Raw genomic sequence first — 24,651 nt, 5'->3', positions numbered from 1 at the left:
ACGCGTCGCTACGCCGCGATCGGGTCCTGAAGCTTAGAAAGTCTGGTTGTAGGCGCCGACTTCGGGGCTGCGTCGCAGCACGGCGTCGACAGCGTCGAACATCTGCCGGCGACGCTGCGACGACACCGGGCTCTCGACGACGACGACAAGCTCCGGCTTGTTCGACGATGCCCGCACCAGGCCCCAAGTGCCGTCCTCGGCGACCACGCGCACGCCGTTGACGGTGATCAGATCAACGATCTTCTGGCCGGCGAGGCTGGCGCCATCGCGCTGCATCGCCTGAAAATCGGTAACCACCCGCTCGACCACGCCATACTTCACATCGTCGGCGCAGTGCGGCGACATGGTTGGCGTGCCGAAGGTCAGCGGCAGCGCCCGGTAGAGGTCGGCCATCGAACTGCCGGGACTGCGATCCAGCATCTGGCAGATGGCGATCGCGGTGACGAGCCCGTCGTCATAGCCGCGCCCGATCGGCGGATTGAAGAAGAAATGGCCTGACTTTTCGAAGCCGGCGACGGCGCCGAGCTCGGCGACGCGGCGCTTGATGTAGGAGTGACCGGTCTTCCAATAGTCGGTGACGGCGCCGTTGGCGCGCAGCACCGCGTCGGTGTTGAACAGGCCGGTCGACTTGACGTCGACGACGAAGGTCGAGGCCGGGTGAAGCAGCGAAATATCACGCGCGAGCAAGACGCCGACCTTGTCGGCAAAAATCTCGTTGCCTTCATTGTCGACGACACCGCAACGGTCGCCATCGCCGTCGAAGCCGAGACCGACATCGGCGCCAGTCTCCAGCACCTTGTCCCTGATGGCATGCAGCATCTTCATGTCTTCGGGATTGGGATTGTAGCGCGGGAAGGTGTGGTCGAGTTCGACATCGAGCGGGATGACCTCGCAACCGATGCGCAGCAAGGCCTCCGGGGCAAAGGCGCCGGCGGTCCCATTGCCGCAAGCGGCGACCACTTTCAGCTTTCGCGTGATGCGCTTGTCACTGACCAGATCATCGAGATAGGTCGCACGGAAATCTCGGACGAAGTCATAGGAGCCACCGCCGGCGAGGTCGAAGTCGCCAGCCAGCACGATCGCCTTCAGGGCGCTCATCTCCTCCGGGCCGAAGGTCAGTGGCCGCGCCGCGCCCATCTTGACGCCGGTCCAGCCATTCTCGTTGTGCGAGGCGGTGACCATGGCGACGGACCGTGTGTCCAGCGCGAACTGGGCGAAATAGGCCATCGGCGACAGCGCCAGGCCGATATCCCTCACCTTTGCACCGGCGGCCATCAGGCCGGTGACCAGCGCCAGTTTGATCGACAGCGAGTAGGAACGGAAATCGTGCCCGGTGACGATATCGGGGCCAGCACCGAGACGGCGGATCAGCGTGCCGAGCCCCATGCCGAGAGCCTGGACTCCGATCAGATTAAGCTCCGGCGGCTGCGCGGAGCCGGGATGACCGAACCACCAGCGCGCATCGTATTCGCGAAAACCCGACGCCTTGATCAGCGCCTCGGTTTCGAATTCGAAGCTGTTGGGGCGGGCTTCGCCAACGATTTTTGGGGGCAAGACAGCAAAGCTCCAGGCGGCAGAAATACGATCCATCGAGGCGGCGGTCTAGCACACAAGGCTTTATGCCCGGTTTATCCCGGGTGGAAATCCGGGCTTTCCGGGAATGCCCGACGAAAGACGACGAAATGCGACAGAACCGCTGCCATTGCCGCTTGCAGGAACGAAGTGCGGCGGCTATAAGCCCGCGGTCTGGTCACGGAGTGTAGCGCAGCCTGGTAGCGCACCTCGTTCGGGACGAGGGGGTCGCAGGTTCAAATCCTGCCACTCCGACCAGAAAAAACAAAGTGTTAGCACATCCCGACTTTGGCGCTCCCACAGATATCCCTACAGAAAAATTGAAAAGCATCTAGGCGGCTCGATGCATCGGGCAGACGCATAACTATCAAACTGCGACAGGCTATTGCGGCCATTCACTCGCCAGCCCAGGTCGGCTTGTTTCCGGCGCCTACCGTACCGAGACCGGATTGACCAATCGCCATTTTGCCGATGGTTCTCGTCTCGCCATTTATGTCTGCGTCGCGCAAAAAACCGCGTCGATCGCCGACAGTTGTCGAATGACTCCAATGGGCCGGAAGCCGGTCGTCCGCTATCACGATGAAGCTGTACGGCCTGCCGATCACCGAATCGATGAGCGCGCGATCCTTGTCGACATAGGCCCGCAGGGCCTTCTTCACGGTTTCAAGCGGGCCGGTCATGGCTGTAGGTCAATTGGCCGTCTTATTCGCCCGTTGTCTCACTGCGTCTATCAAGTCTCGTGTCGCTTGAGCAACCTTGGCAACTGGTAGTCGATGAACGCAGTAGACGCCGCCCGGGTTGTCGGGTTTGCACAATCCGGGCGCAACACACTGGCAAGGCAACGGCGGCTCAACAGTGCGGTGAAGCACCCCAAAAGGCCCCCAGATGTCGGGGGGCGTCAAGCCATACAGGCCCACAACCGGAGTTCCGACTGACGCAGCCAGGTGCATTGGGCCGCTCTCGTTTCCCAGAAAGATAAATGCATCCGAAAGCAATGCTGTTAGTGTCTCAAGCGAGGCTTTGCCAACAACGCTCACCAATGGCGACGCTGCCGCATTCAAGATAGCTTGCGCGGTTGTGCTCTCATCAGGTCCACCAATCAGCAATGACCGCAGGCCCTTGGTTGCATAAACCTCGTCGATTACTGCAGCGAACCGTTCAGGTTGCCAACACCGCCCTTCGAACCTTGCTCCAGCGTGTACTGCGACGAAAGCCTTTACGGCCAGATTGCTTTGCGCCAGAATCTGGGCAGATGCGCTTCGCCCGACTGGTGTGGGTTCAAGCCTCGGTGTCACTTCTCGCAATTCTATCCCAAGCGCTTCAAGCGGGGACAGATATCGGTACAAGTAGTGCGCGCCTCCATGGCCGAAGGTTTCAGCAAATATATTAGCAGGCTGAACTTCCCAAAATTTCATGGGCTTTTCCGGGGGATTGTATCCAACGCGCAGGGGGGCGCCGATTGACCTGTGCAATATCCGTGATGTCTTCGAGTCGGTTACGTCAATGGTGAGATCGAATTTTCGGCGGCGCAGGTCAGCGACCAAGCCTGAATATTCCATCACTCGCTTAGGCAGACTTCTACCAGCACCTCGACGGTCGAATCCGATGGCAACGTCTGCGATATTCTGGCTGACTACGAAGTCTCGCAGGCCAGAAGCGCAAAGCATGGCTATCGCAGCGTTTGGGTAAGCGAGGCGCAGATTTCGCACGAGCGCCGAGGTCAGAATGACATCCCCTATGTACTTCGTCTGAATAACGAGAATGGACTTGATAGCCAGCCGATCAGCCATCGAGATATTCAGCACATCGACCTCACGAAGGGCGGCGGGTCAAATTGGTCATTGGTGGGCGCCCAACGTCCAATCGAGCTCACGGTTCCGGCTAATGGATATCCCTCTTTTCAACAGCGAAGCAAGGTCGTCTGTCGTCGTCATGGCATCTGTCCCTGCCACAAGGGCAATCCGCTTTCTGCGGCGAAGTCTCTATCCTCTGCGTAGATTGGCTCGCCTCTTTTCACCACCCGTCGAAGCAAATCCGCATCTTCGTCGGCATGATATCGAAAGGCATTTCGGGTGTCGTATCCATGCCCGGCTTGGGACAGGGAAAACCCGCTGACGACAACAGGAGCGAAACCGGCGAAACGCGCCAGCATGATCGCGAAGGCTCCGGTGGAGATTTTCCGGTGCCAGCCGCGCGACACATGATATTTGCCGCTAAGCCGCCAGACGATGTTGGCAAGCTGCCATCTTGTAAGCGCCTGCAAGGTGTCATACCGATAATCAAAGGTGCGACAACCGGCTATCAGCTTGTCCTCAACGTCCGGCCAAATCGGGATGATCAGATGCTTTGCCTGCCGTCCTTTCAACAAATCGCGCTTGTAAAAATCCTGCTCGTCCTGGCCGACCAAAATGCCGCGGCGGAGCACGGCGATGTCGGGAACGGGGAGACCGAAGGTTTCCGCCAAAAGCTGGGAAGCATTGACCGTCACCAGTCCCCAATCGGCATCATGTCCCTGCGGGAGGCGAAAATTCGGCGCTGCCCCCATCACCAAGGCAGGACCGGTGACACTGGGCAAGCGAAGAATTGGCTTTGAGAAGGTTGGCAAGAGGTCCGAAAGCGGAGTTTTCATGCGGGAATATGAACCGCATGTTCCTCAAACGCGCGCAGAATGCTCTCTTCTCGGCTCCATAATTCGTCCCATTGCGTGGTGCCGGACCAGCCAGCAAACCAAGGACCGCCGAGCGTGTAGTGCGCCAGCGAGACATCGGCGGGGTCGAGTTCGGAAGCCGAAGCCCCTACGAGGTAGTTCCATGCCAGAGGCAATTCCCCGATCTCATGGTCCTCAAGCCATTTGAAGGCGTGGAGGTCACGTCCGGGCCACGTATTGAGCATCTCGTTGGTCAGCCGTTTGTTGGCCGGATGATCCAGATTCCACAAAACGACCGACGACCAGTTTTTGCGGCGATAGAACGTCTGCGTTTGCCCGTCCATCTTGACCGCTTCGGATTCGCGTTGCTGGTGCTTAACCGCCATAATCGCGTAGGAAGGATCGACCAGGTCGAGCAACTTGACTGGATCCTTCAGAAACAGGACGTCACAATCGCAGAACATGGCCCAGCCGCCTTGCCTCATGAACGGAACGGCAAAGCGCGATATGGCAAACTCGGTCGACATCGGTGCCTCGGAAATCGGGCACCAGAGCTTGCCATCACGTACCACCATCGGTCGCTTCATGATTCCTTGGGCTTCAAGGTCTTTGAGCACGAGTGGCTGTATCTGCAACGGCGTGCTTGTCCGCCGGTAGGCGCTCCACCGCGCTACGTCCAGAACTCGGGATTCGCGTGGATCATACCCAATGTAGATTGGTATCACGTGGCAACTCTATAATTTGATGTGAATTTCCTCGAATTAAGCATGGCAGCACGGCAAGCGGAAGACCCGAAGTACAGCGGATCACTTCGTCGCAGTGGCGATGCACGGTGAACGGCACCCACTGCGCTATCGGTAAGGTCTCGACGTAGAAGCGGGGCCGCAGCCTCCGCGTCCTTGTCGTACCAGAGGCAAATCGCGGAATCACCTTGAAGAAAAACTTCGCTACCCATACCATGCCAGGCCATGGTGAAATCTGATCAGGAGGTCAGTGGAATCGGTCGGGTTTTTGAGCCAGTGCAAGGTAGGGAGGATAATCATGGCTTCCGAAGTACAGGCCAACAATGGCGTTAACGTAGAGGCGCTTCTCGCCGCAAAGGAAGCGCTTTCCAACGCCCCGGAGGCCGCGCAATTCAAGTGGCGCGCGGCTTGCGAATGGAAGGATGGCACCCACAGCCACTCGACAGTCGAGAGCTTCTACGGTCTCGGCCAAGACCAGCATCGCAAGACCACGTTCGCATTCGACGCCGACCATCCGGAGGTCTTCGCTTCCTTGGATAAGGGCGCCACGCCTGTCGAATACGTTCTGGTCGGGCTGGCGAGTTGCCTGACCGCCGGCATCGCCGCGGTTGCCCAGAACCGGAACATCCAGTTGAAGTCGGTGAAGGCGACCATCGAAGGCGACATGGACCTCGCCGGCATACTCGGCATCGACAGCGACGTCCGCAACGGCTTCAGCGGCATCACGGTGAAGTACAACATCGACGCCGACGCCAAGCCCGAGGACATCGAGGCTCTCGTCGCTCAGTCGCAGAAGCGATCGGCGGTCTATGACATTGTCACCAATCCGACGAACGTCACGGTCGTGGTGAATTGAAAGGCACTTCGAGCCGTAGACTCTGAGAGAGGGCGCGATTAGTTCCGTCACCACCGTGATCGTCGGTGCAGGGCACGCGGGGCTCGCGATGAGCCGCTGCCTCGCGGAGCGTTCGGTCGACCATGTACTGCTGGAGCGCGGCGAGATTGCCCATACCTGGCGCACCGAGCGGTGGGATTCGCTGCGGTTGCTCACCCCGAACTGGCAGAGCCGGCTACCGGGCTTCCGCTATGACGGCGACGACCCCGATGGCTACCGGACGATGCCAGAGGTGATCGATTTCCTTGGGAACTATGCCAAGGCGATCTCGGCTCCGGTCAGAACCCACACGACCGTCACCTCTGTTCGCAGCGAAGGGGCGGGATATCTTGTGCGCACGGATCGCGGCGAGTGGCGGTCCCGGACCGTGGTGCTGGCGTCGGGCGCATGCAACATCGCGCGCCAGCCCGATTTCGCCGTCCGCGTGCCGCCGTCGGTCACCATGCTGACGGCGCAGTCCTACCGCAATCCGGGTCAGGTTGCCGACGGTGGCGTGCTGGTGGCGGGCGCGTCGGCGAGCGGCACCCAGATCGCTCAGGAGCTGCAGCGTTCGGGACGCCAAGTGACCCTGTCGGTGGGCGAGCACATCCGGGCGCCCCGAGTCTATCGCGGCAAGGACCTGGAGTGGTGGATGGACGCCGCCGGCGTGCTCGACGAGCGCTACGACCAGGTAGACGACATCAGGCGGGCACGACGGGTTCCTTCGCTGCAGCTTGCCGGCACGCCCGACCGCACCACCCTCGACCTCAATGCGCTGGTCGACCTCGGCGTCCGGCTCGTCGGTCGTCTCGCCGGCATCACCGAAGACGGCAAGGCCCAGTTTGCGGGGTCATTGCGCAACATGTGTGCGCTTTCCGATCTGAAGATGGCCCGGCTGCTCGACCTCATCGACGAATGGGCGCGCGACAACGGCCTGGACGCGACGGTCGGGCCGCCGGATCGCCCGCCGCCGACCCGTGTAGAGGGCAACCCGCCGCTCGGCCTCGACCTCGCCAGCGGCGCGATCAGGACGATCATCTGGGCCACCGGCTACCGTCCGGACTATTCGTGGCTGGAGCTGCCGGTCCTCGACCGCAAGGGCTACGTCCGTCACGACGGCGGAGTTGCTGAACATCCGGGCCTGTACCTGATGGGGATGCAGTTTCTGCGCCGCCGCAAATCTGCGCTGATCGACGGCGCTGGCGACGACGCGCGTGATCTCAGCGCCCATCTGGCATCGTACCTTGGGTAGAATTCAATCCAAGACCAGGGGAACAGGTCGGTTGCCACGACACCTCCGAATTCGGTGACCCGCAATCATATTCCCAAGTGCAACTTCGGCTTCCAGAAGGGGCGGAACAACTCAATCTTTGGACAGCGGTTCATCACCACTTTCAAGCCTGCTTCCTCCGCCAACTGAGCGGCAGCGTCATCGCGCACCCCAATCTGACCCCATAGAACCTTGGCATTGATGGCGATGGCCTCCTCAGCAACGTCCAACAGATCTTCGGAACGGCGAAAAACCTCGACCATATCGACAGGCCGGTCGATGGCCGCCAGCGACGGGTACACCTTAAGCCCTCGGATTTCATCCAGACCGGGACTGGGGTTGACGGGGATCATATCGTAGCCGATCTCGTGCAGCACCCGGAGTACACCATAGGAGAACTTGGTTTTGTCGGGGCTGGCCCCCACCATCGCGATGGTTTTGACCGATTTCAGAATTCCTTGCAGATAAGCCTCCGGATAGGGCTCATCATGATTCATGTAGGTCATTTCTCTTCGTCCAACGGGGTCGCAATATCGGCTTTCAATTCATGCGCGGCCAAGGGGTCAAGGAAGGGGTTGCGGTAGAGCTTGTCGTGGCTTTCAACGCCGACCTCCAGCGTGCAGTCGCTCAAAGGGCGGGCGACGCAGAGGATTATATAGCCATTGTTGATCTGGCGGTTGTTCAACGCGCGCTGCGCTTGTTGATTGACTTTGCCGCTGATTATTTTGGCCGCACAGCTTATGCAGCCGCCATACTGGCACCCGTAGGGCAGATCCACGCCCTGCTCGCGCAAGCTTTGCAAGAGGGGCTTGCGGTGATCGACGTCAAAGGCCGCACCGCCTTGGTTGGCGAGAGTGATGGTGAAGCTGGTCATACCCAGATGTCACTCGTGCAATCACCGCCGGGATAACGGGTTTCATGGCAGCGACTTGGTCCATTTGGTTCCTTGCCAAAATCAACGACAAACAGCGGATCGATTTCCATGCCGCCGTTTTCCGTATCGCAATTGACCATCAGCATGCATCCGCCATTGGTGCGAATTTCCGGATAGAACTGGTTGTCCCAGGTCGAGAAAAGAGAGGTCGTCACATACAGGCGCTTGCCGTCGAGGCTGAGCTGTATCATCTGGGGCCCGCCAGTCACTTTCACGCCATTGACCTCAGGCGCACGGCCGAGAAGTCCGCCCATCCACACTTGTCCGGTAAGCTTGGCATTGTGAGGGTCCGAGATGTCGTACTGACGGATGTCGCCGTGCAACCAATTGCACAGATAGAGGTATCTATCGTCCATGCTGAGCAGAATGACCGAGATCACGCCCGGTATCGGGATCGGCCATTCGGGATGCGGCTCATTGTCGACATCGACAATTTTTTCCCATTGCCAATCGCCGGCCGCATCCTTCCACCAATGGATGATATTTGCTGAAAGGGCCGCGCCAACAAAGCCGTGACTGCTGTCGGGATTATGGTGGAACCGCACTTCCAGTGGGATTAGGCCATCTTCCCCGAGATAGAATGTTTGCTTCGGCTCCTTCTTTTCAAAATCCCAGAAATGGATCTCTCGGCCATATTTCAGATGGCCAACCTCTTCCAGGTCAAAACCCGGCATGAAGGTGTTGGGAGCGGCCCACTCCGAACTGACCATTACGTTGTGTCGCGGCTGGTACCAGAAATCATAACCAAACTTGATACTGCCCATGGAGTTTTCCCAACGGCCGACAATCTCGAACTCCTTGCTGAGCTGCAAATAGCCGCCGGGGGCATTGCCCTGAGCGTCGCCAAGCATGGAAACGATGATGTCCGAGCCGAGGCAATGCACCGTGTGCGGTGCCGACAAGTTGGTCCTGGCTTTGATGTCGGCGCCGCTTATGACTTTGAATAGTGTCGGATTGCGAGGATCGGTGCCGCAATCGACAATGTGCAGATTGGACGAGCGCACACCCGGCACAATCAGATATTTCCGCTCCATGCTCGCATCGCCATGGCACGACGAGCAGGCATTCCAGCCCGAGTGATGAAGCTCATCGCCAATGCCCGGCATTTGCAAACGTGAAATCACTTGGCTGTAGGTCGAACTCTCGGGGTCGACATCAATGGTGCACAAATAGTCCGGCTTCTGAATGCCCGTGCCAGTGTAGATGGCAATCGTATAGAGCAGCTTTTCGCGAGGTGCGGTCATCGCCTCGGCTGGAGAAGCATAGCCCGGTCCGCAGCAATGATTGGTCATGGGTACGTCCCCAATTTGAACAGATCACTGGCCAACCCCAAAGGGTCAAGCTGGGATGTTAGTGCATGCTTGGCATTGGCGCTATGGCCGGGGGTGGCTACCGAAGGGACGGAATGCGAACACTCCCGCTCCTCCCCACGGAAGCCTCAGAGGAACAGGAAAGCCGACGAAAGGCCGACGGGCCCATCAACGGGCGACCGGCCAGAACTCGCGTCGCACCTATCGGAGGCCGAAGAAGCTCAATATCGCTATCACTATGACCACCGCTCCAACGAGCCAAATGATGTTGTTCATGATCGTTCTCCTGTTGCCTGGGAAGCCCGCGCCTCTGGCGGAGAACGCGGGCCGACCAGCCTTTGCCGGCTGATCTTCAGCAGACACGGATGTCGGCTGTGAGGAGTAGAACAATTAGGCGCGCCTAATGTTCCGCCATTTGACAAATCGAGAGATGGCTTGGTGAATTTGCCTTTGTATTAGCTGCGCTTCATATTTGTAGTTACGGCGGCGACAGAATGCCGGTCAGGTCCGGAGCCATCATGCGCAAATTGGTTGTCACAGCAGCAGTCGCACTTGCCTGTGGTTGCGCGCCCTCGCAGGCAAACGACGAGCGGTCCTGCAAAATAGTAGCGGCGGCGGCGCAGCTCTCCGGAAAGACCAACTGCAGCGAAGGTGATGTCGCTGCTATCTCTGGCATGAGCGCCAAGGAGCTGCCGGAGGCAGTGGCCAGATATTGCGATTTTTGGGGGCAGATCGTTGTGCTGCCCGACGTGAGCGAGACCGACGCGTCGAGACGCATCGTTCTTTGCAAGTACCATCAGCGAGAGGCCACCCCTTCTCAGCCCTAGGCGGCGATCGCCCGTCTTTCGACTTGCCGCAAGTGTTTCAAGCCCAAGAAGGCCGGAACCAAAGTGATCACAGGCAGTTATCGAAACGAAGGGCTAATTTCAGGGAATGGAGAAACTGCAATGAAAACAATGATCATGTGCGCGTTGGCGCTTTCCATCGGCTTGCCGGCCATAGCTTCGGCAGCCGAGGCCGATGTGGTTATCAGAACCCACCATCGACACCACAACAGCGTCAGGATCATCAACGAGGACGGTCAGCGCTTGCATCACCGCCGCCATGGCGAAGTTGCATTCTACGATCATGGCCGCCGGCATCATCGTGGAGACATGGTCGTCGTGAGACGGCATCATCGCCCAGACACCGTCGTCGTGACAGGCTCCGTTTCCACTCACCGTCACTATCGCCACCACCCCGTGGTCATCGAAAACGACGGCTACTGATCGCCCACTGCCTGCCCAAGCGGACACTAAAAGAAAGCCCGCCCCAGCGTCAGCCGGGACGGGCTTTCCCGTTTACCAGTCATTGTTTTGGTGCACTCGACGGACACCAACTTCGAGTGACCGAGAACGTTCCTGAAATTTGCGGGAACTCCCCATGTGTTCATGTGGCGATGGGTTCGGCTCTGCGATGGGTTCCGCAGCGATCGGAAACTTTGACGAAGATCGCCGTCGGCTCTAGTAGTTCGATGCATATGATAGAGCCAGTGAACGGCGATGCCGGGGTGCGGACATGAATCTGATTTCCACGACAGCTTCGCCACCGGTTCTTGTGATTGCGCTGTTTCTCGTCGCCGGCTGTTCCTCGATCGGCCGCACCGTCGATCCGGCCAAATACGACAGCATGAGCTGCACGGAGCTCAACAGCGCGCTGGGAGGTATCGCGCGCGACATCTCGCAAACCGCGGTCACCCGCGGCAAGGTCGCCAACGCCAGCGTCCCGCGCTGGCTGCTGGGCGCCTCACGCGTGAAAACCGCGGTCACCGACCGTGAAACGGCCAGGATCGACCGCCTGAAGCAGCAGGAAGAGGCTCTTGTCAGCGCCAGGGCACGCAGATGCACCTCGTCATCGCAGTGAACTTGATCTCACCCGAGCGGGAGGGCTTCAGGCGCTCAGCCTGAAGCGTGTGACGTCGATCGCGGCGGCCATCAGCGTCTGTGTGTAGGCGTGCTGCGGATTGCTGAAGATCGCCTCCGTCGGCCCCTCCTCGACGATCTTGCCTTGCTTCATGACGATGATGTAGTCGGCCATGGCGCGCACGACCGAGAGATCGTGGCTGATGAAGAGGTAGGACAGTTCGTGGTCGGCCTGCAGCTTGCGCAGCAGTTCGACGATCTGCTTCTGCACCGAGCGGTCGAGGGCCGAGGTCGGTTCGTCCAGCACCACCAGCTTGGGCTTCAGGATCATGGCCCGGGCGATGGCGATGCGCTGCCGCTGTCCGCCGGAGAATTCGTGCGGGTAGCGGTTGCGGGCGTTGGGATCGAGGCCGACTTCGTTCAAGGCCTCGACCGCGCGTTGATCGCGCTGCTTGCCCGACAGGTTCGGCTCATGCACCAGCAGCCCTTCGGTGATGACCTGGCCGACGGTCATGCGCGGCGACAGCGAACCGAACGGGTCCTGGAAGACTAGCTGCATCTCGCGCCGCAGCGGCCGCATCGCCTGTCGGTCGGCAGTGGAAATGTCGCGATCGCCGAAACGGATGAGGCCGTCGCTCGGCAACAGCCGCAGCAAGGCGCGGCCGAGCGTCGACTTGCCCGATCCGGATTCACCGACAATGCCGATGGTCTGGTTGCGCTGCAGCCGGATCGAGATGTGGTCGACGGCGCGCAGCATCAACGGCTCGCCAGCAAGGAACCCGCCGCCGATCCTGAATGTCACTTCGACATTCCTGCCTTCGAGCACCACCGGGGCATTGGCGGGCGGCGGCGCCTTGCTGCCGGTCGGCTCGGCCGCCAGCAGCATTTTCGTATAGGCATGCTGCGGATTGACGAAGATGGCCTCCGCCTCCCCCTCCTCGACGACCTCACCCTGGCGCATGACATAGACGCGATCGGCGAAGCGCCGCACGATGCCGAGATCGTGGGTGATGAAGACGATCGCCATGCCGAGCTTGCGTTGCAGCTCGGCCAGAAGCATCAGGATCTGCGCCTGGATGGTCACGTCGAGCGCCGTCGTTGGTTCGTCGGCGATCAGGATGTCGGGGTCGTTGGCAAGCGCCATGGCGATCATGACGCGCTGGCGCTGGCCGCCCGACATTTCGTGCGGATAGGATTTCATCCGCCGCTCGGGATCGGGGATGTGCACGAGGCGCAGCAGCTTGAGCGCCTCTTCGTGAGCGTCGGCGGCATTCAAACCCCGATGCCGGCGGATCGGTTCGATCAGCTGGTTGCCGATCGAATAGAGCGGATCGAGCGAGGTCATCGGCTCCTGGAAGATCATGCTGATCTTGGCGCCGCGGACCTTGTTCAGTTCGGATTTGCTCAATGTCAGAAGGTTGCGGCCGCGATAGTCGACACTGCCGGTGGCTTCGCCATTCGATGCCAGCAGGCTCATCGCCGCCATCATCGTCTGGCTCTTGCCGGATCCGGACTCGCCAACCACGGCAACGGTTTCGCCCGCATTGACGTGGATGTTGATGCCCTTCACCGCCTCGACCGCGCCGTCGAGCGTGCGGAAGCGGACGCGCAGGTCCTTGACGCTGAGGATCGTTTCGGAAGCAGCCATCTCAGCGGTCCCCATCTTTATCGATCTTTCGGGTCGAGCGCGTCGCGCAGGCCGTCGCCGACGAAATTCAGGGCGAACAGCGTCGAGACGAGGAAGAAGGCGGGAAACAGGAGCAGCCAGTTCGCGGTGCCGATGTTCTTGGCGCCGACCGAGATCAGCACGCCCCAGCTGGTCATCGGCTCCTGCACGCCGAGCCCGAGGAACGACAGGAAACTCTCCAGGATGATGACCTGTGGTACCAGCAGCGTCATGTAGATCACCACAGGACCGAGCAGGTTGGGAATGACGTGGCGCATCAGGATGCCGCGCTGGCCGACGCCCATGGCTTCCGCCGCCTGGACATATTCCTGACGGCGGATGGACAGCGCCTGGCCGCGCACGATGCGGGCCATGTCGAGCCACAGCACGGCGCCTACGGCCAGGAACATCAGCACGAAGTTGCGGCCGAAGAACACCACCAGCATGATGACGAAGAAAATGAAGGGTAAGGAATAGAGCACATCGACGATGCGCATCATCACCTCGTCGACCTTGCCGCCGGCAAACCCGGCCGCGGCGCCATAGACCACGCCGATGACCACCGCCACGACGCCGGCGAGCAGACCGATGGCCAATGAGATGCGCCCGGCCATCAGCGTGCGCGACAGCAGATCGCGGCCGGTGTTGTCGGTGCCGAACAGGAAATACTGCTGCTTGACCGAGGCGCTCATCGTCACTTCGAGCCCGTCGGGCGACTTGCTCTCCATCTTGGTGTCGTCAAAGGCGTCGGAACGGTCGAGATAGCGGATGTTGCGGTCGTCGATCGGCTTGGTCGACTTTACGGTCACGAAGACCTGGTTGCCTTCCTGCCGCCATTCCTTGATGTCGACCCGCATGCGCTTGATCGCTTCTGTGAGCGCCGTCTCGATCATCTCGGCCTTCGGGTAGGCCGACAGGCTTGGCGGCATGCGCACATAGTCGGCATAGATGGTGGTGTATTGATGCGGCACGAACCAGGGCCCGAACACGCTGACGACACCGATCAGGGCAAGGTAATAGAGGCTGAACATGGCGGCGCGATTGGCCTTGAGGCGCGCCCAGGCGTCCGCCCAGAGCGAGCGGCCGATGACGGCGGGAGCCGTGGCTGCGATGTCAGTCATAGCGCACCCTCGGGTCGACGACCGCGTACATGACGTCGACGATCAGGTTGAAGACGATGGTGAAGATCGCGATCACCACCACCGTTCCCATCACCAGCGTGTAGTCGCGGTTGAGCGCGGCATCGACAAAATAGCGGCCGACGCCCGGAATGGAGAAAATCGTCTCGACGATGACCGAGCCGGTCAGCAGCGCCGCGGCTGCCGGGCCGGTGAAGGAGACGATCGGCAGGATGGCGCCGCGCAGCGCGTGCTTGACCACCACCGACCAGTCGGAGAGGCCGAGCGCGCGGGCTGTGCGGATATGATGGGACCGCAAGGATTCTATCATCGAGCCACGCATCAGCCGGGCGACGATGGCGATCTGCGGCAGAGCGAGCGTCAGCACCGGGCCAACCTTGTTGATGAAGGCGCCATCGCCCCATCCGCCGATCGGCAAGAGCTTCCAGGTCAGCCCGAACAGGAGCTGGATCACCGGCGCGATGACGAAGGTGGGGATGGTGCTGCCGGCGGTCGCCAGGGCAATCACAGTATAGTCGCCAAGCTTGTTCTGGTTGAGCGCGGCAACGGTGCCGAGCACGGAACCGAGCAGAAGTGCAAGGATGAGCGCCGAGGCGCCGAGCTGAACCGAAATGGGCAGCCCCTTGGCGAACAGTTCGGTGACAGTGAAATCCGGCATGTTGTAGCTCGGGCCGAAATTGCCGCGCAGCAGATTGCCGAGATAGTGGACAAATTGCAGCCAGAGCGGGTCGTTGAGGCCGAACTGGGCTTCAAGATTGGCCCTGATCTCGGGGCTTAGTCCCCGCTCCTGGTTGAATGGACCACCTGGCGCGACGCGCATCAGGAAAAACGCCATGGTCACGATGACGAATAGCGTCGGAATGGCGGTCAAAAGCCGCCTTAGTACATATCGCAGCATCGATGCCCCGCTTGATCCAGAGCAGCGCGCGTCCAGCTGGACGATTCCGCTCTAGCTTTCAAATCTTCGCACCGACATGCCGAAAATCGATTCCGGTTCCCGGGCCGATGCGATGGCAAACCAGCGCCGCCGCGCATTCAATGCGCGGCGGCTTGGCCAGGGATCAGTCCTTGCTGACGAAGCGCGAAGGATGCACATCCATCACGTTGTCGACGAAGCCATGCAGCTTCGAGGAAACGATATCGTGGTAGCTGTAGTAGAGGAGCGGAATCTGGCCGACGTCGTCGACGAGGATGCGCTCGGCGTCGGCGAGTTCCTTCATGCGCTCTTCGGGCTTGCCGCCGGCGGCTGCAGCCTTGTCCATGGCCGCTTCGTATTTCGGGCTGTTGTAGTTCGAATAGTTGTTGCCGCTGGCCTTGCGCGAGATGCCGAGGAAGGTTTCCGGATCCTTGTAGTCGGCGATCCAGGCGGCACGCGCCACGTCATAGTTGCCCTTCTGCTCGAGGAAGGAGTAGTGGGTCTTGGTGTCGGTGTTGAGCAGCGTCACCTCGACGCCAAGCGGCTTCAGCTGTTCCTGGATGGCGACCGCGGTGTTCTTGTGGTTTTCCGAGGTGTTGTAGCGGATCTCCATCTTCAACGGATGCTCTGGCGTATAGCCGAGTTTTTCAAGGACCTTCTTGGCTGCGTCCTCGCGGTCGATCTGCGGCATCTCGGCATACTTGGCCATTGCCGGCGTGTAGCCCTCAATGCCGGGAGGCACCATCGAATAGCCAGGCAGCATCGAGTTCTGCCAGACCTTCTCGGCGATGAAATCGCGGTCGATCGCCATCGAGATGGCGTTGCGCAGCTCGACATTGTCCCAAGGCGCCTTGTCGGTCTTGATCGCATAGTAGTAGGTGCCGAGATACGGCCCGACGTGGATCTGATCGCCAAACTTGGTCTTGAGGTCGGCGAGCTGTTCCGTCGGCAGATCGTCGTAGCTGTCGAGTTCGCCGGCCTCGAAGCGCTTCATTGCCGATGAGCGGTCTTCGGTCGGAATGTAGTTGACCACGTCGAACTTGACGCTAGCGGCGTCCCAGAATTTCGGATTTTTGACCAGCTTCATGTGGTCGTTGGGAACCCACTCGGCGAGTGTATAGGCGCCGTTGGACACCAGGTTGCCCGGCTTGATCCAGTCGGCGCCGAGCTTTTCGATGGAGGCCTTGTTGACCGGATAGGTGGCCTGGTGGGTCAGCATCTCGAGGAAGTAAGGCGTCGGCGCCTTCAGCGTCACCTCCAGAGTGTTGGAGTCGATCGCCTTGACACCCATGTCCTCCGGCTTGCCCTTCTTGGTGTTGACTTCCTCGGCGTTCTTCACGGGATAGAGCATGGAGGCATATTCGGCGCCGGTCGCAGGATCTTCCAGGCGATGGAAGGCGTAGACGAAGTCTTCTGCCGTCACCGGGCTGCCATCCGACCACTGGCCGTCCTTGCGCAGCTTGAACGTATAGACGGTGCCGTCGTCCGATACTGTCCAGCTCTCGGCGGCACCTGGAATGAGGTTGGCCTTCTGGTCCTGCATCACCAGGCCCTGGAACAGGTCGCGCAAGACATTGGCTTCATAGACGGTCGAAGTCTTGTGCGGATCGACCGATTCCGATTCGGCGGCGGTGCCACGGTTATAGACGCTCTCGGCGAAAGCCGGCGTGTAGAAGGCGCCTGCGGCCAGCGTCATGGTGGTGGCGAACACAGTCGCCTTCAGCATGTTTTTCAGCATGAAGTTCTCCCTGTCGGCGCTGCCGTCGGCGCGCCTTTGAGTGTTGACGCCCCGGAGCCGATATCTGACCCCTTTGAGCGCGCCGCCGGTTCCCTTCCTGCGGCTGGTGCCCAGACACTAACGCGGAGAATTTTTATTTCAACAGACTCTCTGGGTCACCCAAAGTAAGGCGGGACGAAAACTGTGTCGTGACGGCCGAAACACCAGCCGAAACCAGAAGCTTGACTTGGTTTCCTCACCTCGACGCCATTCTTCGCCGGGAACATGTGGCCGCGCCAGTTTGCCGGAATGTGTTAATGCGTTCTTAAGCAACCAGAGGTTACATTACAGCTATCTTCTATACCATTCTATCTCAGACGCGTGGCAGTCATGAGTACCCGGTCAAGTAAATCAATAAGAATCCGGCAGATAACGCGGAAATTTCAAGAAGAATCCGGTACATCGGCGGTTGAGTTTGCCTTGCTCTCGCCCATCTTCATCCTCCTTCTGCTCGGAATGGTTGCATACGGTATATATTTTGGCGCCGCAAACTCGATCCAGCAGATCGCGGCGGATGCGGCCCGCACCGCAATCGCCGGACTGAACCAGACCGAGCGCCAGACGCTGGTCGCCAGCTTCGTGACCAACAATGCCGGCGGATATCCCTTCGTGGATGCCAGCAAGTTGACCTACCAGGCCAACGACAGCACGGCCGACGGAAGCCAGTTCGTGGTGTCCATCCAGTACGATGCCCGCAACCTGCCGATCTGGAATCTCTTCCCGGGCATCGCCATGCCGGGCAGTACGATCAAGCGCCAGTCTACGATAAGGGTCGGGGGCATCTGAATGCTGCTGCGGGCGTGCAATGCGATCGGCCGGATCGCCCGATCGATGCTGGCCGACAGACAGGCGAATTTCGCCGTCATGACGGCCCTGAGCGCGCCGGTCGCGCTGGCGCTGGCTGCCGTGGCCATCGACGAAGCCTCGATCTATGCCGAGCGCCGCGAAGCCCAGGCAATGGTGGACCTTGCTGCGATCACGGCCGCCTCGAACATCACCAACGTCGACACCGCTGTCGTGACCACGCTGACCGACAACGGCATGCCGGGCGTAGTCGTTCAAAGCTCGGGACAAACGATCGCGCCGGCCGTCGGCAAAACCGTCGTGTCGGTCACGCCCGGGCGCTACGCCGCATCAACCGCCAATGTCAGCCAACGCTTCCAGTCCGGCGTAACGCCCTACAATGCCGTCCATGTCACCTTGAAGAAGATCCCTGCGCGCTATTTCGCGAGTTCGCTGCTCCCCACTCCCGTCATCGGCACAGAGGCCACCGCCAGCATGACGCCGCAGGCGACGTTCTCGGTTGGGTCGAGGTTGCTGAGCGTCAACGGCGGCATTCTCAACGCGCTCCTCAGCGGGCTGCTCGGCGGCAACATCTCGCTCAGCGTCATGGATTACAACGGGTTGATCTCGGCCGATGTCAGCGTGCTCTCGTTCATAGACGGACTTGCCACACAATTGAGCCTGACCGGCGTCACCTATTCTGACGTGCTGGCATCGAAAGCGACCGTCGGCCAGATCGCCACCGCCATGGCCAACGTGCCTGGGCTTGGCAACACGGCCAAGCTTGCGCTGCAGACGATCGCCACGAAATCGACCAGCACGGTCAAGATCCCGCTCAACAAGCTTGTCGATCTCGGTTCCGTCGGCAGCCTGGCTCTCGGGCAAAGACCAACCGGCCTTGGTATAGACACCAGCGCCATGGGCATGCTGACCGCTGCCGCCGTGCTGGCCAACGGCACCAACCAGGCCCAGGTCAATCTCGGCGCCACCGTTCCCGGGCTTCTGTCCACGGCGCTTACCATTGCCATTGGCGAGCCGATGCAATCCTCGCCATGGCTCGCGGTCGATGGCATCGGAACCGTGGTGCGCACCGCCCAGACGCGCATCAAACTCGTGGCCAGCGTCGGGGTCGGCACGCCCGGTCTCGGCGGCGGTATCAGCCTGCTGGCCGTCAATCTGCCGCTCAATGTGGAAGTCGCCTATGCCGAAGCCAGACTGACCGATATCACCTGTCCGACCGGGCCTTCCAGCATCAATGTTTCCATCGCCGCGCACCCGGGTATCGCCTCGCTGCATCTGGCCAACAGCAACAGTTCAGGCTTCGGCGACTTCAGTCAGCCGCAGACATTCACCGACGCAGAGATCGCGGATGTCAGCCTCCACCTGCTGCTGATCAACATTCCGCTGATACAGGTGATGGGTTCCGCCGCCACCGCGATCACCAACAACAGCCCGACGACGCTGACCTTCAATGCCACCGACATCGCCAACAAGACGGTCAAGACCGTTTCGACGCGCAACATCACGCAGTCGCTGACCACCTCGCTGGTCAACAACCTGTCGCTTTCGGTCAATGCGCTCGGTCTCGGGATCGATCTGACCGCCCTGCTCGCAACGGTCAAGCCAGCAGTCGTGGCCGTGCTGAACGGCGTAACGGCGCCGGTCGACGACCTGCTCTACAACGTGCTTTCGGCGCTCGGTGTCGGCGTCGGCCAGGCCGATGTGCGTGTCACCGGTGCGACCTGCGGGCGCGCGGTTCTCGTTCAATAAGGCATCAGCAGCCCAAGCGGGATCCCTTGCCTCGCAAGCGGCGGCCGAAGCACTGAATCAGTCGAGCTGACCAAGGAAACAGCCAAGCGCCGGCAGCGAGATCTGGCTCTCTTCAACAACCCCGCTGCCACCGTCAATAGCCACGACAGTTCCGGTATCCGGCGGCAACGCCCAATGCGCCGGCTCCTCGGCGAAGTTGAAGACACAGAGAAGTTTCTCACCACTGTCTTCGCGGATGAAGGCGAGAATTTCGTCTTCCGCGTCGAGAAACCGGATCGAACCGCCGACCAGTGCCGGATGGCCTCTGCGCAAAGCGAGCATGGTCCGGTAGAAGGCGAGCACCGAGGCCGTGTGGGCGTTCTGGACATCGACGGCGCGGGCGCGGTGGCTGGCCGGTATCGGCAGCCACGGCTTGCTGGTGGAAAAGCCCGCATTTTCGGCACCGGCTTCCCAGACCATCGGCGTGCGACACCCGTCCCTGCCCTTGACGCCTGGCCAGAAGCGGATGCCGACGGGATCGCGCAGATCTTCGAAGGCCAGTTCCGCCTCCTCCAGGCCGAGTTCCTCGCCCTCGTAGAGGCAGATCGATCCGCGCAGGCAGGAGAGCAGCATGATCGAGAATCTTGCGACCGTGTCCGGATCGCTGCCCGGCCTCGTCCAGCGGCTGACATGGCGCACCACGTCATGGTTGGAAAACGCCCAGCAGACCCAGCCGTCGGACACGGCTGCCTCGAAGGCTTCGGCGCAGCCCCGCACATGCGTCGCCGAGAATTGTGGGCCAAGCAGATCAAAGGTGTAACACATATGCAGCTTGTCGCCGCCAGTGGTGTAGGCGGCGAGCGTCTGCAGCGAGCGGCCTTCATCGCCGATCTCGCCGACGGCGGCGCGGTCCTCATACTCGTCGAGCAGCGCCCTGAAACGCTTGAGGAACGCCAGGTTTTCCGGCTGCGTCTTGTCGAACAGATGTTCCTGGTAGAGGTAGGTGTTGGTCTCGCTGTTGGTGCCGGCGACGCTAGACGCCAAGGGTGGATTGCTGCGCAGCCAGCGGTCATGGACATAGTAGTTGACCGTATCGAGCCGAAAGCCGTCGACGCCACGCTCCAGCCAGAACCGCACGGTTTCCAGAAGCGCGTCCTGGACCTCCGGATTGTGGAAATTCAAATCCGGCTGAGAGGTGAGGAAATTGTGCATGTAATATTGCCGGCGGGTCGAATCCCACTCCCAGGCCGGGCCACCGAAGACGGAGAGCCAGTTGTTGGGCGCGCCGCCGTCTGGCTTCGTATCTGCCCAGACGTACCAGTCGGCCTTGGGGTTGTCGCGGCTGGCGCGGCTTTCGACGAACCATTCGTGCTTGTCAGATGAGTGCGACAATACCTGATCGATGATGACTTTCAGGCCGAGCCGGTGCGCCTCGGCGACCAGGGCATCGAAATCCTCGATGCCGCCGAACATCGGATCGACGTCCTGATAGTCGGACACGTCGTAACCCATGTCGGCCATCGGCGACTTGAAGAAGGGCGACAGCCAGATGGCGTCGACACCAAGGGAGGCGACATGCTCCAGACGGTCGGCGATGCCGCGCAGATCGCCGCTGCCGTCGCCGGTCGTATCCTGGAAGGAGCGCGGATAGATCTGATAGATGACGCAGCCACGCCACCACCCGATCCGGTCACCTGCCGCCATTGCGCTTCTCCCTTGTGCCGGCCTGTGCGGCTGCGCGTTCAATCATGAAGGTCACGGTCCGCCCCGAGACCGGCCGCTCGATGTCGGCCGCCTCAGCCGTTTCGATGGCCGGCTCCCAGAAAAATCCCTCGCGCGGCGGCAGCGTGAACATGCAGGCCCGACGATCGCCGTTGATGAGCACGGCAAGACGGCGTTCGTCATCGTTTGCACCGCCCAGGATCATGACCAGGCGGTGCCGCTGCGGGTCCTGCCAGCTTTGTTCGTCGAGCGGCGCGCCTGTTTCGGCCAGCCATGCGACGTCCGATATGTTGGAATCTGCTGGTGGCCGGCCTGTGAGGAAGCGCGTGTCGGAAAGCGCCGGCACCGTTCGGCGCAGCGTCGAAAGCAGCGCCGTGTAATGCTCGAGCGCCTGGTCGCGCCCGGCCCAGTCGAGCCAGGTGATCGCGTTGTCCTGCGCATAGGCGTTGTTGTTGCCCTGCTGGCTGCGGCCGAATTCGTCGCCGGCCGTCAGCATGATAGTGCCGCGCGAGGCAAACAAAGTGGCGAGCAGCGCGTGCTGATCGTTGAGGCGCGCCATGGCTACGGCCGGCTTGTCCGCATCGCCTTCCACGCCGTTGTTCCAGGACAGGTTTTCATTGTGGCCGTCGCGGTTCTGCTCGCCATTGGCCTGGTTGTGCTTGCGCTCGTAGCGCACGATGTCGGCTAGGGTCATGCCGTCATGGGCGGCGATGAAATTGACCGTGCGGCTGGCGCTTTGTCCGTTTGCGGCAAACACATCGGACGAACCAGCAAGCCGGGTCGCCAGTGGGCCGACCATGCCGGCGTCGCCGCGCCAGAAGCGCCTGATATCATCGCGATATTTGTCGTTCCATTCGAGGAAAGGCGGCGGAAAATTCCCGAGCTGATAGCCATCCGGACCGATGTCCCAAGGTTCGGCGATCAGCACGCGATCGGCCAGCAGCGCGTCCTCGCCCATCGCCTTCAGCAAGGGCGCCTCGGCGTCGAACGTCCCTTCGACCCGTCCCAGAATGGGCGCCAGGTCGAAGCGGAAACCATCGACGCCGGCATCACGGACAAAATGGCGAAGCGTGTCGAGGACCATCTCCCCGGCGATCGGGTGGTCGCATGCCACCGTGTTGCCCGTCCCGGTGTCGTTGGCCAGCCTGCCGTCCGGCGTGTGCCGGTAATAGGCCTGGCTGTCAAAGCCGCGTAGCGACAGCGTTGGCCCGAGCCGGTCGCTCTCGCCGGTGTGGTTGAAGACAAGATCAAGAATGACGCCGATGCCGGCCTGCCGCAGGGCGGCGACCGTGTTTCGCAATTCCATGATGCCGCCAGGTGCTAGGCGTGGATCAAGCGCCATGAAGGTGACGGGATTGTAGCCCCAGGCGTTGCGCAGCCCGAGAGGCGGCAGGTGCCGTTCATCGATCGACGCCGTCACCGGCATCAGTTCGACAGCACCGACGCTGAGCTTTTTCAGGTGCTCGATAACCGCGGGATGGGCGAGAGCAGCGACCGTGCCGCGCAACTTCTCGGGAATGTCCGGATGCAGCATGGTGAAGGCGCGCACCGGCACTTCGTAGATCAGGCCGCCGGGCTGGAACAGCGGCGCCGCTGACGGCACGGGTTTCGGCAAGGCAGCGGCAATGGCCTTCGGCATCAGCGGCGCGGTGTCGAGGCCCTCGCCGCGGCGCCGGGTCAGCCGCCAGTCATAGGCGTACGGCCTGTCGATCCCGAGGGCGTAGGGATCGATCAACAATTTTTCGGGGTCGAACCACAGGCCGCGATCCGGCGCATAGTCGCCATCGGCGCGAAACCCATAGCGGGTACCGGGGCCAAAACCAGCGACGAACAGCGCATGCACGCCCTCGCCTTCCGGCTGCAGCTCAAGCCGTTCGATTTCCCGGTTGCCCTGCTCGTCAAAAATCGAGACCCAGAGCCGGCGGGCGGCCTGCGACCATGCGGCAAAGCGAATGCCGCCCTCCGAAACAAGCCCGCCAAATCGCGGCCGCTGATCGGCCGGCATCGCAGATTTCATTAAGTGATGACACTCGGCTTGGCGCGGCCGGTATGGCTGCGAATCCCTGCAATATCATCGGCCGCCGATATCAGATCGGCAAGGGCGGCCTGGGTATCGAGATCGTGCCGCGACGTGTCCGGCTCGTAGCGCTCGATATAGACGCGCAAAGTCGCGCCCGACGTGCCGGTGCCCGAAAGCCTGAAGACGACGCGCGAACCGCCCTCGAACAGCACCCTTATGCCCTGGTGTTCGCTGGTCGAACCATCGACCGGATCGTGATAGGCAAAGTCGTCGGCACTGGCGATCGTCATGCCGCGCACCTTGGTGCCCGGCAACGAGCCGAGCTTGGCGCGGAGTTCGTCGATCAGTGCGTTGGCGCGGTCACTTTCGACCTCCTCATAATCGTGGCGCGAATAGTAATTGCGGCCATAAGTCGCCCAATGCTCGGTGACGACCTGCTTGCAGCTTTCGCCGCGCGCGGCGAGGATGTTGAGCCACAGCAGCACCGCCCAAAGGCCGTCCTTTTCGCGGACATGGTTGGAGCCGGTGCCGGCACTTTCCTCGCCGCAGATCGTCGCCATGTCGGCGTCGAGCAGGTTGCCGAAGAACTTCCAGCCGGTCGGAGTTTCATAGATGCCGATGCCGAGTTTTTCGGCGACGCGATCGGCCGCGCCACTGGTCGGCATCGAGCGGGCGATGCCCTTCAGGCCTTCGCTGTAGCCGGGCGCCAGGCGGGCGTTGGCGGCAAGCATGGCGACCGAATCCGACGGGGTGACGAAAATGCCCTTGCCGATGATCAGGTTGCGGTCGCCGTCGCCATCGGAGGCGGCGCCGAAATCCGGCGCGTCCGGCCCCATCATCTCGTCATAGAGGTGTTTGGCATGGACCAGATTCGGGTCCGGGTGGTGGCCGCCGAAATCGGGCAATGGCTTGAAGTTGCGGCAGGTGCCGTTGGGCGCGCCAAGCCGGTTTTCCAGGATCTCCTTGGCGTAGGGGCCGGTCACCGCGTGCATGGCGTCGAAGCGCATGCGAAAGCCGTATTTGAAATTGGCGCGGATGGCGTCGAAATCGAACAGGCTTTCCATCAGCTCGGCATAGTCAGTGACCGGATCGATGATCTCGACCGTCATACCGCCGGCCTTGACCGTGCCGATCTTGTCGATGTCGATCGCCTCGATATCGGTGGTCTTGAAGCTCGCAATCGTCTTGGTCTTTTCGAAGATCGCGTCGGTCAGCTTTTCCGGCGCAGGACCGCCATTGCCGGCATTGTACTTGATGCCGAAATCCTCGTGCGGGCCGCCCGGATTGTGGCTGGCCGACAGGATGATGCCGCCGAAGGTCTTGTATTTGCGGATGACGTGCGAGGCGGCCGGCGTCGACAGGATGCCGCCCTGCCCGACCATCACCTTGCCGAAGCCGTTGGCGGCGGCCATGGCGATCGCCTTCTGGATGACCTCGCGGTTGTAGAAGCGGCCATCGCCGCCGATCACCAGGGTCTTGCCCTTGAACCCGTCGAGCGCGTCGAAGATCGACTGGATGAAGTTCTCGGCATAGTGCTCCTGCTGGAACACCGGCACCTTCTTGCGCAGTCCCGACGTGCCGGGTTTCTGGTCGGAATAGGGTTTGGTGGGGACGGTCCGTATCATGCT

General features: G+C 61.1%; 22 protein-coding genes and 1 tRNA gene. 7 read left to right on the top strand and 16 right to left on the bottom strand.

Annotated features, from left to right (window positions below; translation table 11 throughout):
• Positions 1 to 33 precede the first annotated feature (33 nt).
• On the bottom strand, positions 34 to 1,554 hold the full coding sequence (locus AC0ZT5_RS02650) for a phosphomannomutase/phosphoglucomutase (protein ID WP_488495143.1): 1,521 nt from the start codon (positions 1,552 to 1,554) through the stop codon (positions 34 to 36).
• Positions 1,555 to 1,753: 199 nt separating this feature from the next.
• On the opposite strand from AC0ZT5_RS02650, the gene AC0ZT5_RS02645 reads away from it, so the two are divergent.
• Positions 1,754 to 1,830: transfer RNA gene (locus AC0ZT5_RS02645), tRNA-Pro, on the top strand.
• Positions 1,831 to 1,967: 137 nt separating this feature from the next.
• On the opposite strand, the gene AC0ZT5_RS02640 is transcribed toward AC0ZT5_RS02645, so the two are convergent.
• The 4 genes from AC0ZT5_RS02640 to AC0ZT5_RS02625 all read right to left on the bottom strand — a co-directional run bounded on the left by AC0ZT5_RS02640 (position 1,968) and on the right by AC0ZT5_RS02625 (position 4,836).
• The gene (locus tag AC0ZT5_RS02640) at positions 1,968 to 2,252 is read right to left on the bottom strand and encodes a hypothetical protein (protein WP_488495142.1); all 285 of its coding nucleotides are present in this window, start codon (positions 2,250 to 2,252) and stop codon (positions 1,968 to 1,970) included.
• Between the two features lie 9 nt (positions 2,253 to 2,261).
• Complete coding sequence (locus AC0ZT5_RS02635) at positions 2,262 to 3,362, bottom strand: glycosyltransferase family 9 protein (protein ID WP_488495141.1); 1,101 nt, start codon at positions 3,360 to 3,362, stop codon at positions 2,262 to 2,264.
• A gap of 140 nt (positions 3,363 to 3,502) precedes the next feature.
• The gene (locus tag AC0ZT5_RS02630) at positions 3,503 to 4,201 is read right to left on the bottom strand and encodes a hypothetical protein (RefSeq protein ID WP_095084441.1); all 699 of its coding nucleotides are present in this window, start codon (positions 4,199 to 4,201) and stop codon (positions 3,503 to 3,505) included.
• On the bottom strand, positions 4,198 to 4,836 hold the full coding sequence (locus tag AC0ZT5_RS02625; protein WP_488495140.1) for a hypothetical protein: 639 nt from the start codon (positions 4,834 to 4,836) through the stop codon (positions 4,198 to 4,200). The genes AC0ZT5_RS02630 and AC0ZT5_RS02625 overlap by 4 nt, the downstream gene beginning before the upstream one ends.
• A 424-nt stretch (positions 4,837 to 5,260) precedes the next feature.
• Here AC0ZT5_RS02625 and AC0ZT5_RS02620 point away from each other — a divergent pair, with 424 nt between their 5' ends.
• Entirely contained in the window at positions 5,261 to 5,818 is a 558-nt protein-coding gene (locus AC0ZT5_RS02620) for an OsmC family protein (protein ID WP_095089778.1), read from the top strand.
• A gap of 55 nt (positions 5,819 to 5,873) precedes the next feature.
• Positions 5,874 to 7,088, top strand: a complete 1,215-nt coding sequence (locus AC0ZT5_RS02615; protein ID WP_488495139.1) for an NAD(P)-binding domain-containing protein — start codon at positions 5,874 to 5,876, stop codon at positions 7,086 to 7,088.
• Positions 7,089 to 7,153: 65 nt separating this feature from the next.
• Here AC0ZT5_RS02615 and AC0ZT5_RS02610 read toward each other — a convergent pair whose 3' ends face one another.
• From AC0ZT5_RS02610 to AC0ZT5_RS02595, 4 genes are all read right to left on the bottom strand, one after another.
• Complete coding sequence (locus AC0ZT5_RS02610) at positions 7,154 to 7,603, bottom strand: CoA-binding protein (RefSeq protein ID WP_206073782.1); 450 nt, start codon at positions 7,601 to 7,603, stop codon at positions 7,154 to 7,156.
• A gap of 5 nt (positions 7,604 to 7,608) precedes the next feature.
• The gene (locus AC0ZT5_RS02605) at positions 7,609 to 7,980 is read right to left on the bottom strand and encodes a 2Fe-2S iron-sulfur cluster-binding protein (RefSeq protein WP_184871319.1); all 372 of its coding nucleotides are present in this window, start codon (positions 7,978 to 7,980) and stop codon (positions 7,609 to 7,611) included.
• The gene (locus AC0ZT5_RS02600; protein WP_488495138.1) at positions 7,977 to 9,332 is read right to left on the bottom strand and encodes a selenium-binding family protein; all 1,356 of its coding nucleotides are present in this window, start codon (positions 9,330 to 9,332) and stop codon (positions 7,977 to 7,979) included. The genes AC0ZT5_RS02605 and AC0ZT5_RS02600 overlap by 4 nt, the downstream gene beginning before the upstream one ends.
• Positions 9,333 to 9,828: 496 nt before the next feature.
• The gene (locus tag AC0ZT5_RS02595) at positions 9,829 to 10,128 is read right to left on the bottom strand and encodes a hypothetical protein (RefSeq protein WP_488495137.1); all 300 of its coding nucleotides are present in this window, start codon (positions 10,126 to 10,128) and stop codon (positions 9,829 to 9,831) included.
• A 169-nt stretch (positions 10,129 to 10,297) separates the two neighbouring features.
• Here AC0ZT5_RS02595 and AC0ZT5_RS02590 point away from each other — a divergent pair, with 169 nt between their 5' ends.
• Together AC0ZT5_RS02590 and AC0ZT5_RS02585 are read left to right on the top strand one after the other, a co-directional pair.
• Positions 10,298 to 10,618: a hypothetical protein gene (locus AC0ZT5_RS02590; protein WP_488495136.1), complete on the top strand. Its 321-nt coding sequence runs from the start codon at positions 10,298 to 10,300 to the stop codon at positions 10,616 to 10,618.
• Between the two features lie 289 nt (positions 10,619 to 10,907).
• The gene (locus tag AC0ZT5_RS02585; protein ID WP_488495135.1) at positions 10,908 to 11,252 is read left to right on the top strand and encodes a hypothetical protein; all 345 of its coding nucleotides are present in this window, start codon (positions 10,908 to 10,910) and stop codon (positions 11,250 to 11,252) included.
• Positions 11,253 to 11,279: 27 nt separating this feature from the next.
• Here AC0ZT5_RS02585 and AC0ZT5_RS02580 read toward each other — a convergent pair whose 3' ends face one another.
• The 4 genes from AC0ZT5_RS02580 to AC0ZT5_RS02565 form a co-directional block, all read right to left on the bottom strand.
• Positions 11,280 to 12,899, bottom strand: a complete 1,620-nt coding sequence (locus AC0ZT5_RS02580; RefSeq protein ID WP_488495134.1) for an ABC transporter ATP-binding protein — start codon at positions 12,897 to 12,899, stop codon at positions 11,280 to 11,282.
• Positions 12,900 to 12,916: 17 nt separating this feature from the next.
• Positions 12,917 to 14,038 carry an ABC transporter permease gene (locus AC0ZT5_RS02575; RefSeq protein WP_488495133.1) on the bottom strand — a complete coding sequence of 374 codons (1,122 nt, stop codon included), beginning with the start codon at positions 14,036 to 14,038 and terminating at the stop codon, positions 12,917 to 12,919.
• The gene (locus AC0ZT5_RS02570) at positions 14,031 to 14,954 is read right to left on the bottom strand and encodes an ABC transporter permease subunit (protein ID WP_488495132.1); all 924 of its coding nucleotides are present in this window, start codon (positions 14,952 to 14,954) and stop codon (positions 14,031 to 14,033) included. Before AC0ZT5_RS02570 ends, AC0ZT5_RS02575 begins: the two co-directional genes overlap by 8 nt.
• Before the next feature lie 163 nt (positions 14,955 to 15,117).
• Positions 15,118 to 16,710 (bottom strand): peptide ABC transporter substrate-binding protein, encoded by a 1,593-nt coding sequence (locus AC0ZT5_RS02565; protein WP_488495131.1) that lies wholly within the window; start codon positions 16,708 to 16,710, stop codon positions 15,118 to 15,120.
• 369 nt (positions 16,711 to 17,079) lie between these two features.
• Between AC0ZT5_RS02565 and AC0ZT5_RS02560 the strand changes: the two genes are divergently transcribed.
• Both AC0ZT5_RS02560 and AC0ZT5_RS02555 read left to right on the top strand, forming a co-directional pair.
• Positions 17,080 to 17,535: a TadE family protein gene (locus AC0ZT5_RS02560; protein ID WP_477283519.1), complete on the top strand. Its 456-nt coding sequence runs from the start codon at positions 17,080 to 17,082 to the stop codon at positions 17,533 to 17,535.
• Positions 17,536 to 19,302, top strand: coding sequence for a hypothetical protein (locus AC0ZT5_RS02555; RefSeq protein WP_488495130.1), 1,767 nt, complete (start codon positions 17,536 to 17,538; stop codon positions 19,300 to 19,302). It abuts the gene before it with no gap.
• Positions 19,303 to 19,359: 57 nt separating this feature from the next.
• On the opposite strand, the gene bglA is transcribed toward AC0ZT5_RS02555, so the two are convergent.
• The 3 genes from bglA to AC0ZT5_RS02540 are packed head-to-tail and all read right to left on the bottom strand — an operon-like array spanning position 19,360 to position 24,648.
• Positions 19,360 to 20,985, bottom strand: coding sequence for a beta-galactosidase BglA (gene bglA / locus AC0ZT5_RS02550; protein ID WP_488495129.1), 1,626 nt, complete (start codon positions 20,983 to 20,985; stop codon positions 19,360 to 19,362).
• Complete coding sequence (glgX, locus tag AC0ZT5_RS02545; RefSeq protein ID WP_488495128.1) at positions 20,972 to 23,008, bottom strand: glycogen debranching protein GlgX; 2,037 nt, start codon at positions 23,006 to 23,008, stop codon at positions 20,972 to 20,974. The genes bglA and glgX overlap by 14 nt, the downstream gene beginning before the upstream one ends.
• An 11-nt stretch (positions 23,009 to 23,019) precedes the next feature.
• Complete coding sequence (locus AC0ZT5_RS02540) at positions 23,020 to 24,648, bottom strand: alpha-D-glucose phosphate-specific phosphoglucomutase (protein WP_488495127.1); 1,629 nt, start codon at positions 24,646 to 24,648, stop codon at positions 23,020 to 23,022.
• Positions 24,649 to 24,651 lie beyond the last annotated feature (3 nt).

This window comes from Mesorhizobium sp. CNPSo 4670 (assembly GCF_057784235.1).
The sequence above is the reverse complement of the archived record's forward strand: the minus strand, read 5'-3'. Positions and strand labels throughout refer to the sequence as shown.

Coding starts and splice junctions, on each gene's coding strand:
- AC0ZT5_RS02640 (WP_488495142.1), bottom strand. CDS start 2,252: ATGACCGGCCCGCTTGAAACCGTGAAGAAGGCCCTGCGGGCCTATGTC.
- AC0ZT5_RS02635 (WP_488495141.1), bottom strand. CDS start 3,362: ATGGCTGATCGGCTGGCTATCAAGTCCATTCTCGTTATTCAGACGAAG.
- AC0ZT5_RS02630 (WP_095084441.1), bottom strand. CDS start 4,201: ATGAAAACTCCGCTTTCGGACCTCTTGCCAACCTTCTCAAAGCCAATT.
- AC0ZT5_RS02620 (WP_095089778.1), top strand. CDS start 5,261: ATGGCTTCCGAAGTACAGGCCAACAATGGCGTTAACGTAGAGGCGCTT.
- AC0ZT5_RS02610 (WP_206073782.1), bottom strand. CDS start 7,603: ATGAATCATGATGAGCCCTATCCGGAGGCTTATCTGCAAGGAATTCTG.
- AC0ZT5_RS02605 (WP_184871319.1), bottom strand. CDS start 7,980: ATGACCAGCTTCACCATCACTCTCGCCAACCAAGGCGGTGCGGCCTTT.
- AC0ZT5_RS02600 (WP_488495138.1), bottom strand. CDS start 9,332: ATGACCAATCATTGCTGCGGACCGGGCTATGCTTCTCCAGCCGAGGCG.
- AC0ZT5_RS02595 (WP_488495137.1), bottom strand. CDS start 10,128: ATGCGTCTCGACGCGTCGGTCTCGCTCACGTCGGGCAGCACAACGATC.
- AC0ZT5_RS02590 (WP_488495136.1), top strand. CDS start 10,298: ATGAAAACAATGATCATGTGCGCGTTGGCGCTTTCCATCGGCTTGCCG.
- AC0ZT5_RS02585 (WP_488495135.1), top strand. CDS start 10,908: ATGAATCTGATTTCCACGACAGCTTCGCCACCGGTTCTTGTGATTGCG.
- AC0ZT5_RS02580 (WP_488495134.1), bottom strand. CDS start 12,899: ATGGCTGCTTCCGAAACGATCCTCAGCGTCAAGGACCTGCGCGTCCGC.
- AC0ZT5_RS02575 (WP_488495133.1), bottom strand. CDS start 14,038: ATGACTGACATCGCAGCCACGGCTCCCGCCGTCATCGGCCGCTCGCTC.
- AC0ZT5_RS02570 (WP_488495132.1), bottom strand. CDS start 14,954: ATGCTGCGATATGTACTAAGGCGGCTTTTGACCGCCATTCCGACGCTA.
- AC0ZT5_RS02565 (WP_488495131.1), bottom strand. CDS start 16,710: ATGCTGAAAAACATGCTGAAGGCGACTGTGTTCGCCACCACCATGACG.
- AC0ZT5_RS02560 (WP_477283519.1), top strand. CDS start 17,080: ATGAGTACCCGGTCAAGTAAATCAATAAGAATCCGGCAGATAACGCGG.
- AC0ZT5_RS02555 (WP_488495130.1), top strand. CDS start 17,536: ATGCTGCTGCGGGCGTGCAATGCGATCGGCCGGATCGCCCGATCGATG.
- bglA (WP_488495129.1), bottom strand. CDS start 20,985: ATGGCGGCAGGTGACCGGATCGGGTGGTGGCGTGGCTGCGTCATCTAT.
- glgX (WP_488495128.1), bottom strand. CDS start 23,008: ATGCCGGCCGATCAGCGGCCGCGATTTGGCGGGCTTGTTTCGGAGGGC.
- AC0ZT5_RS02540 (WP_488495127.1), bottom strand. CDS start 24,648: ATGATACGGACCGTCCCCACCAAACCCTATTCCGACCAGAAACCCGGC.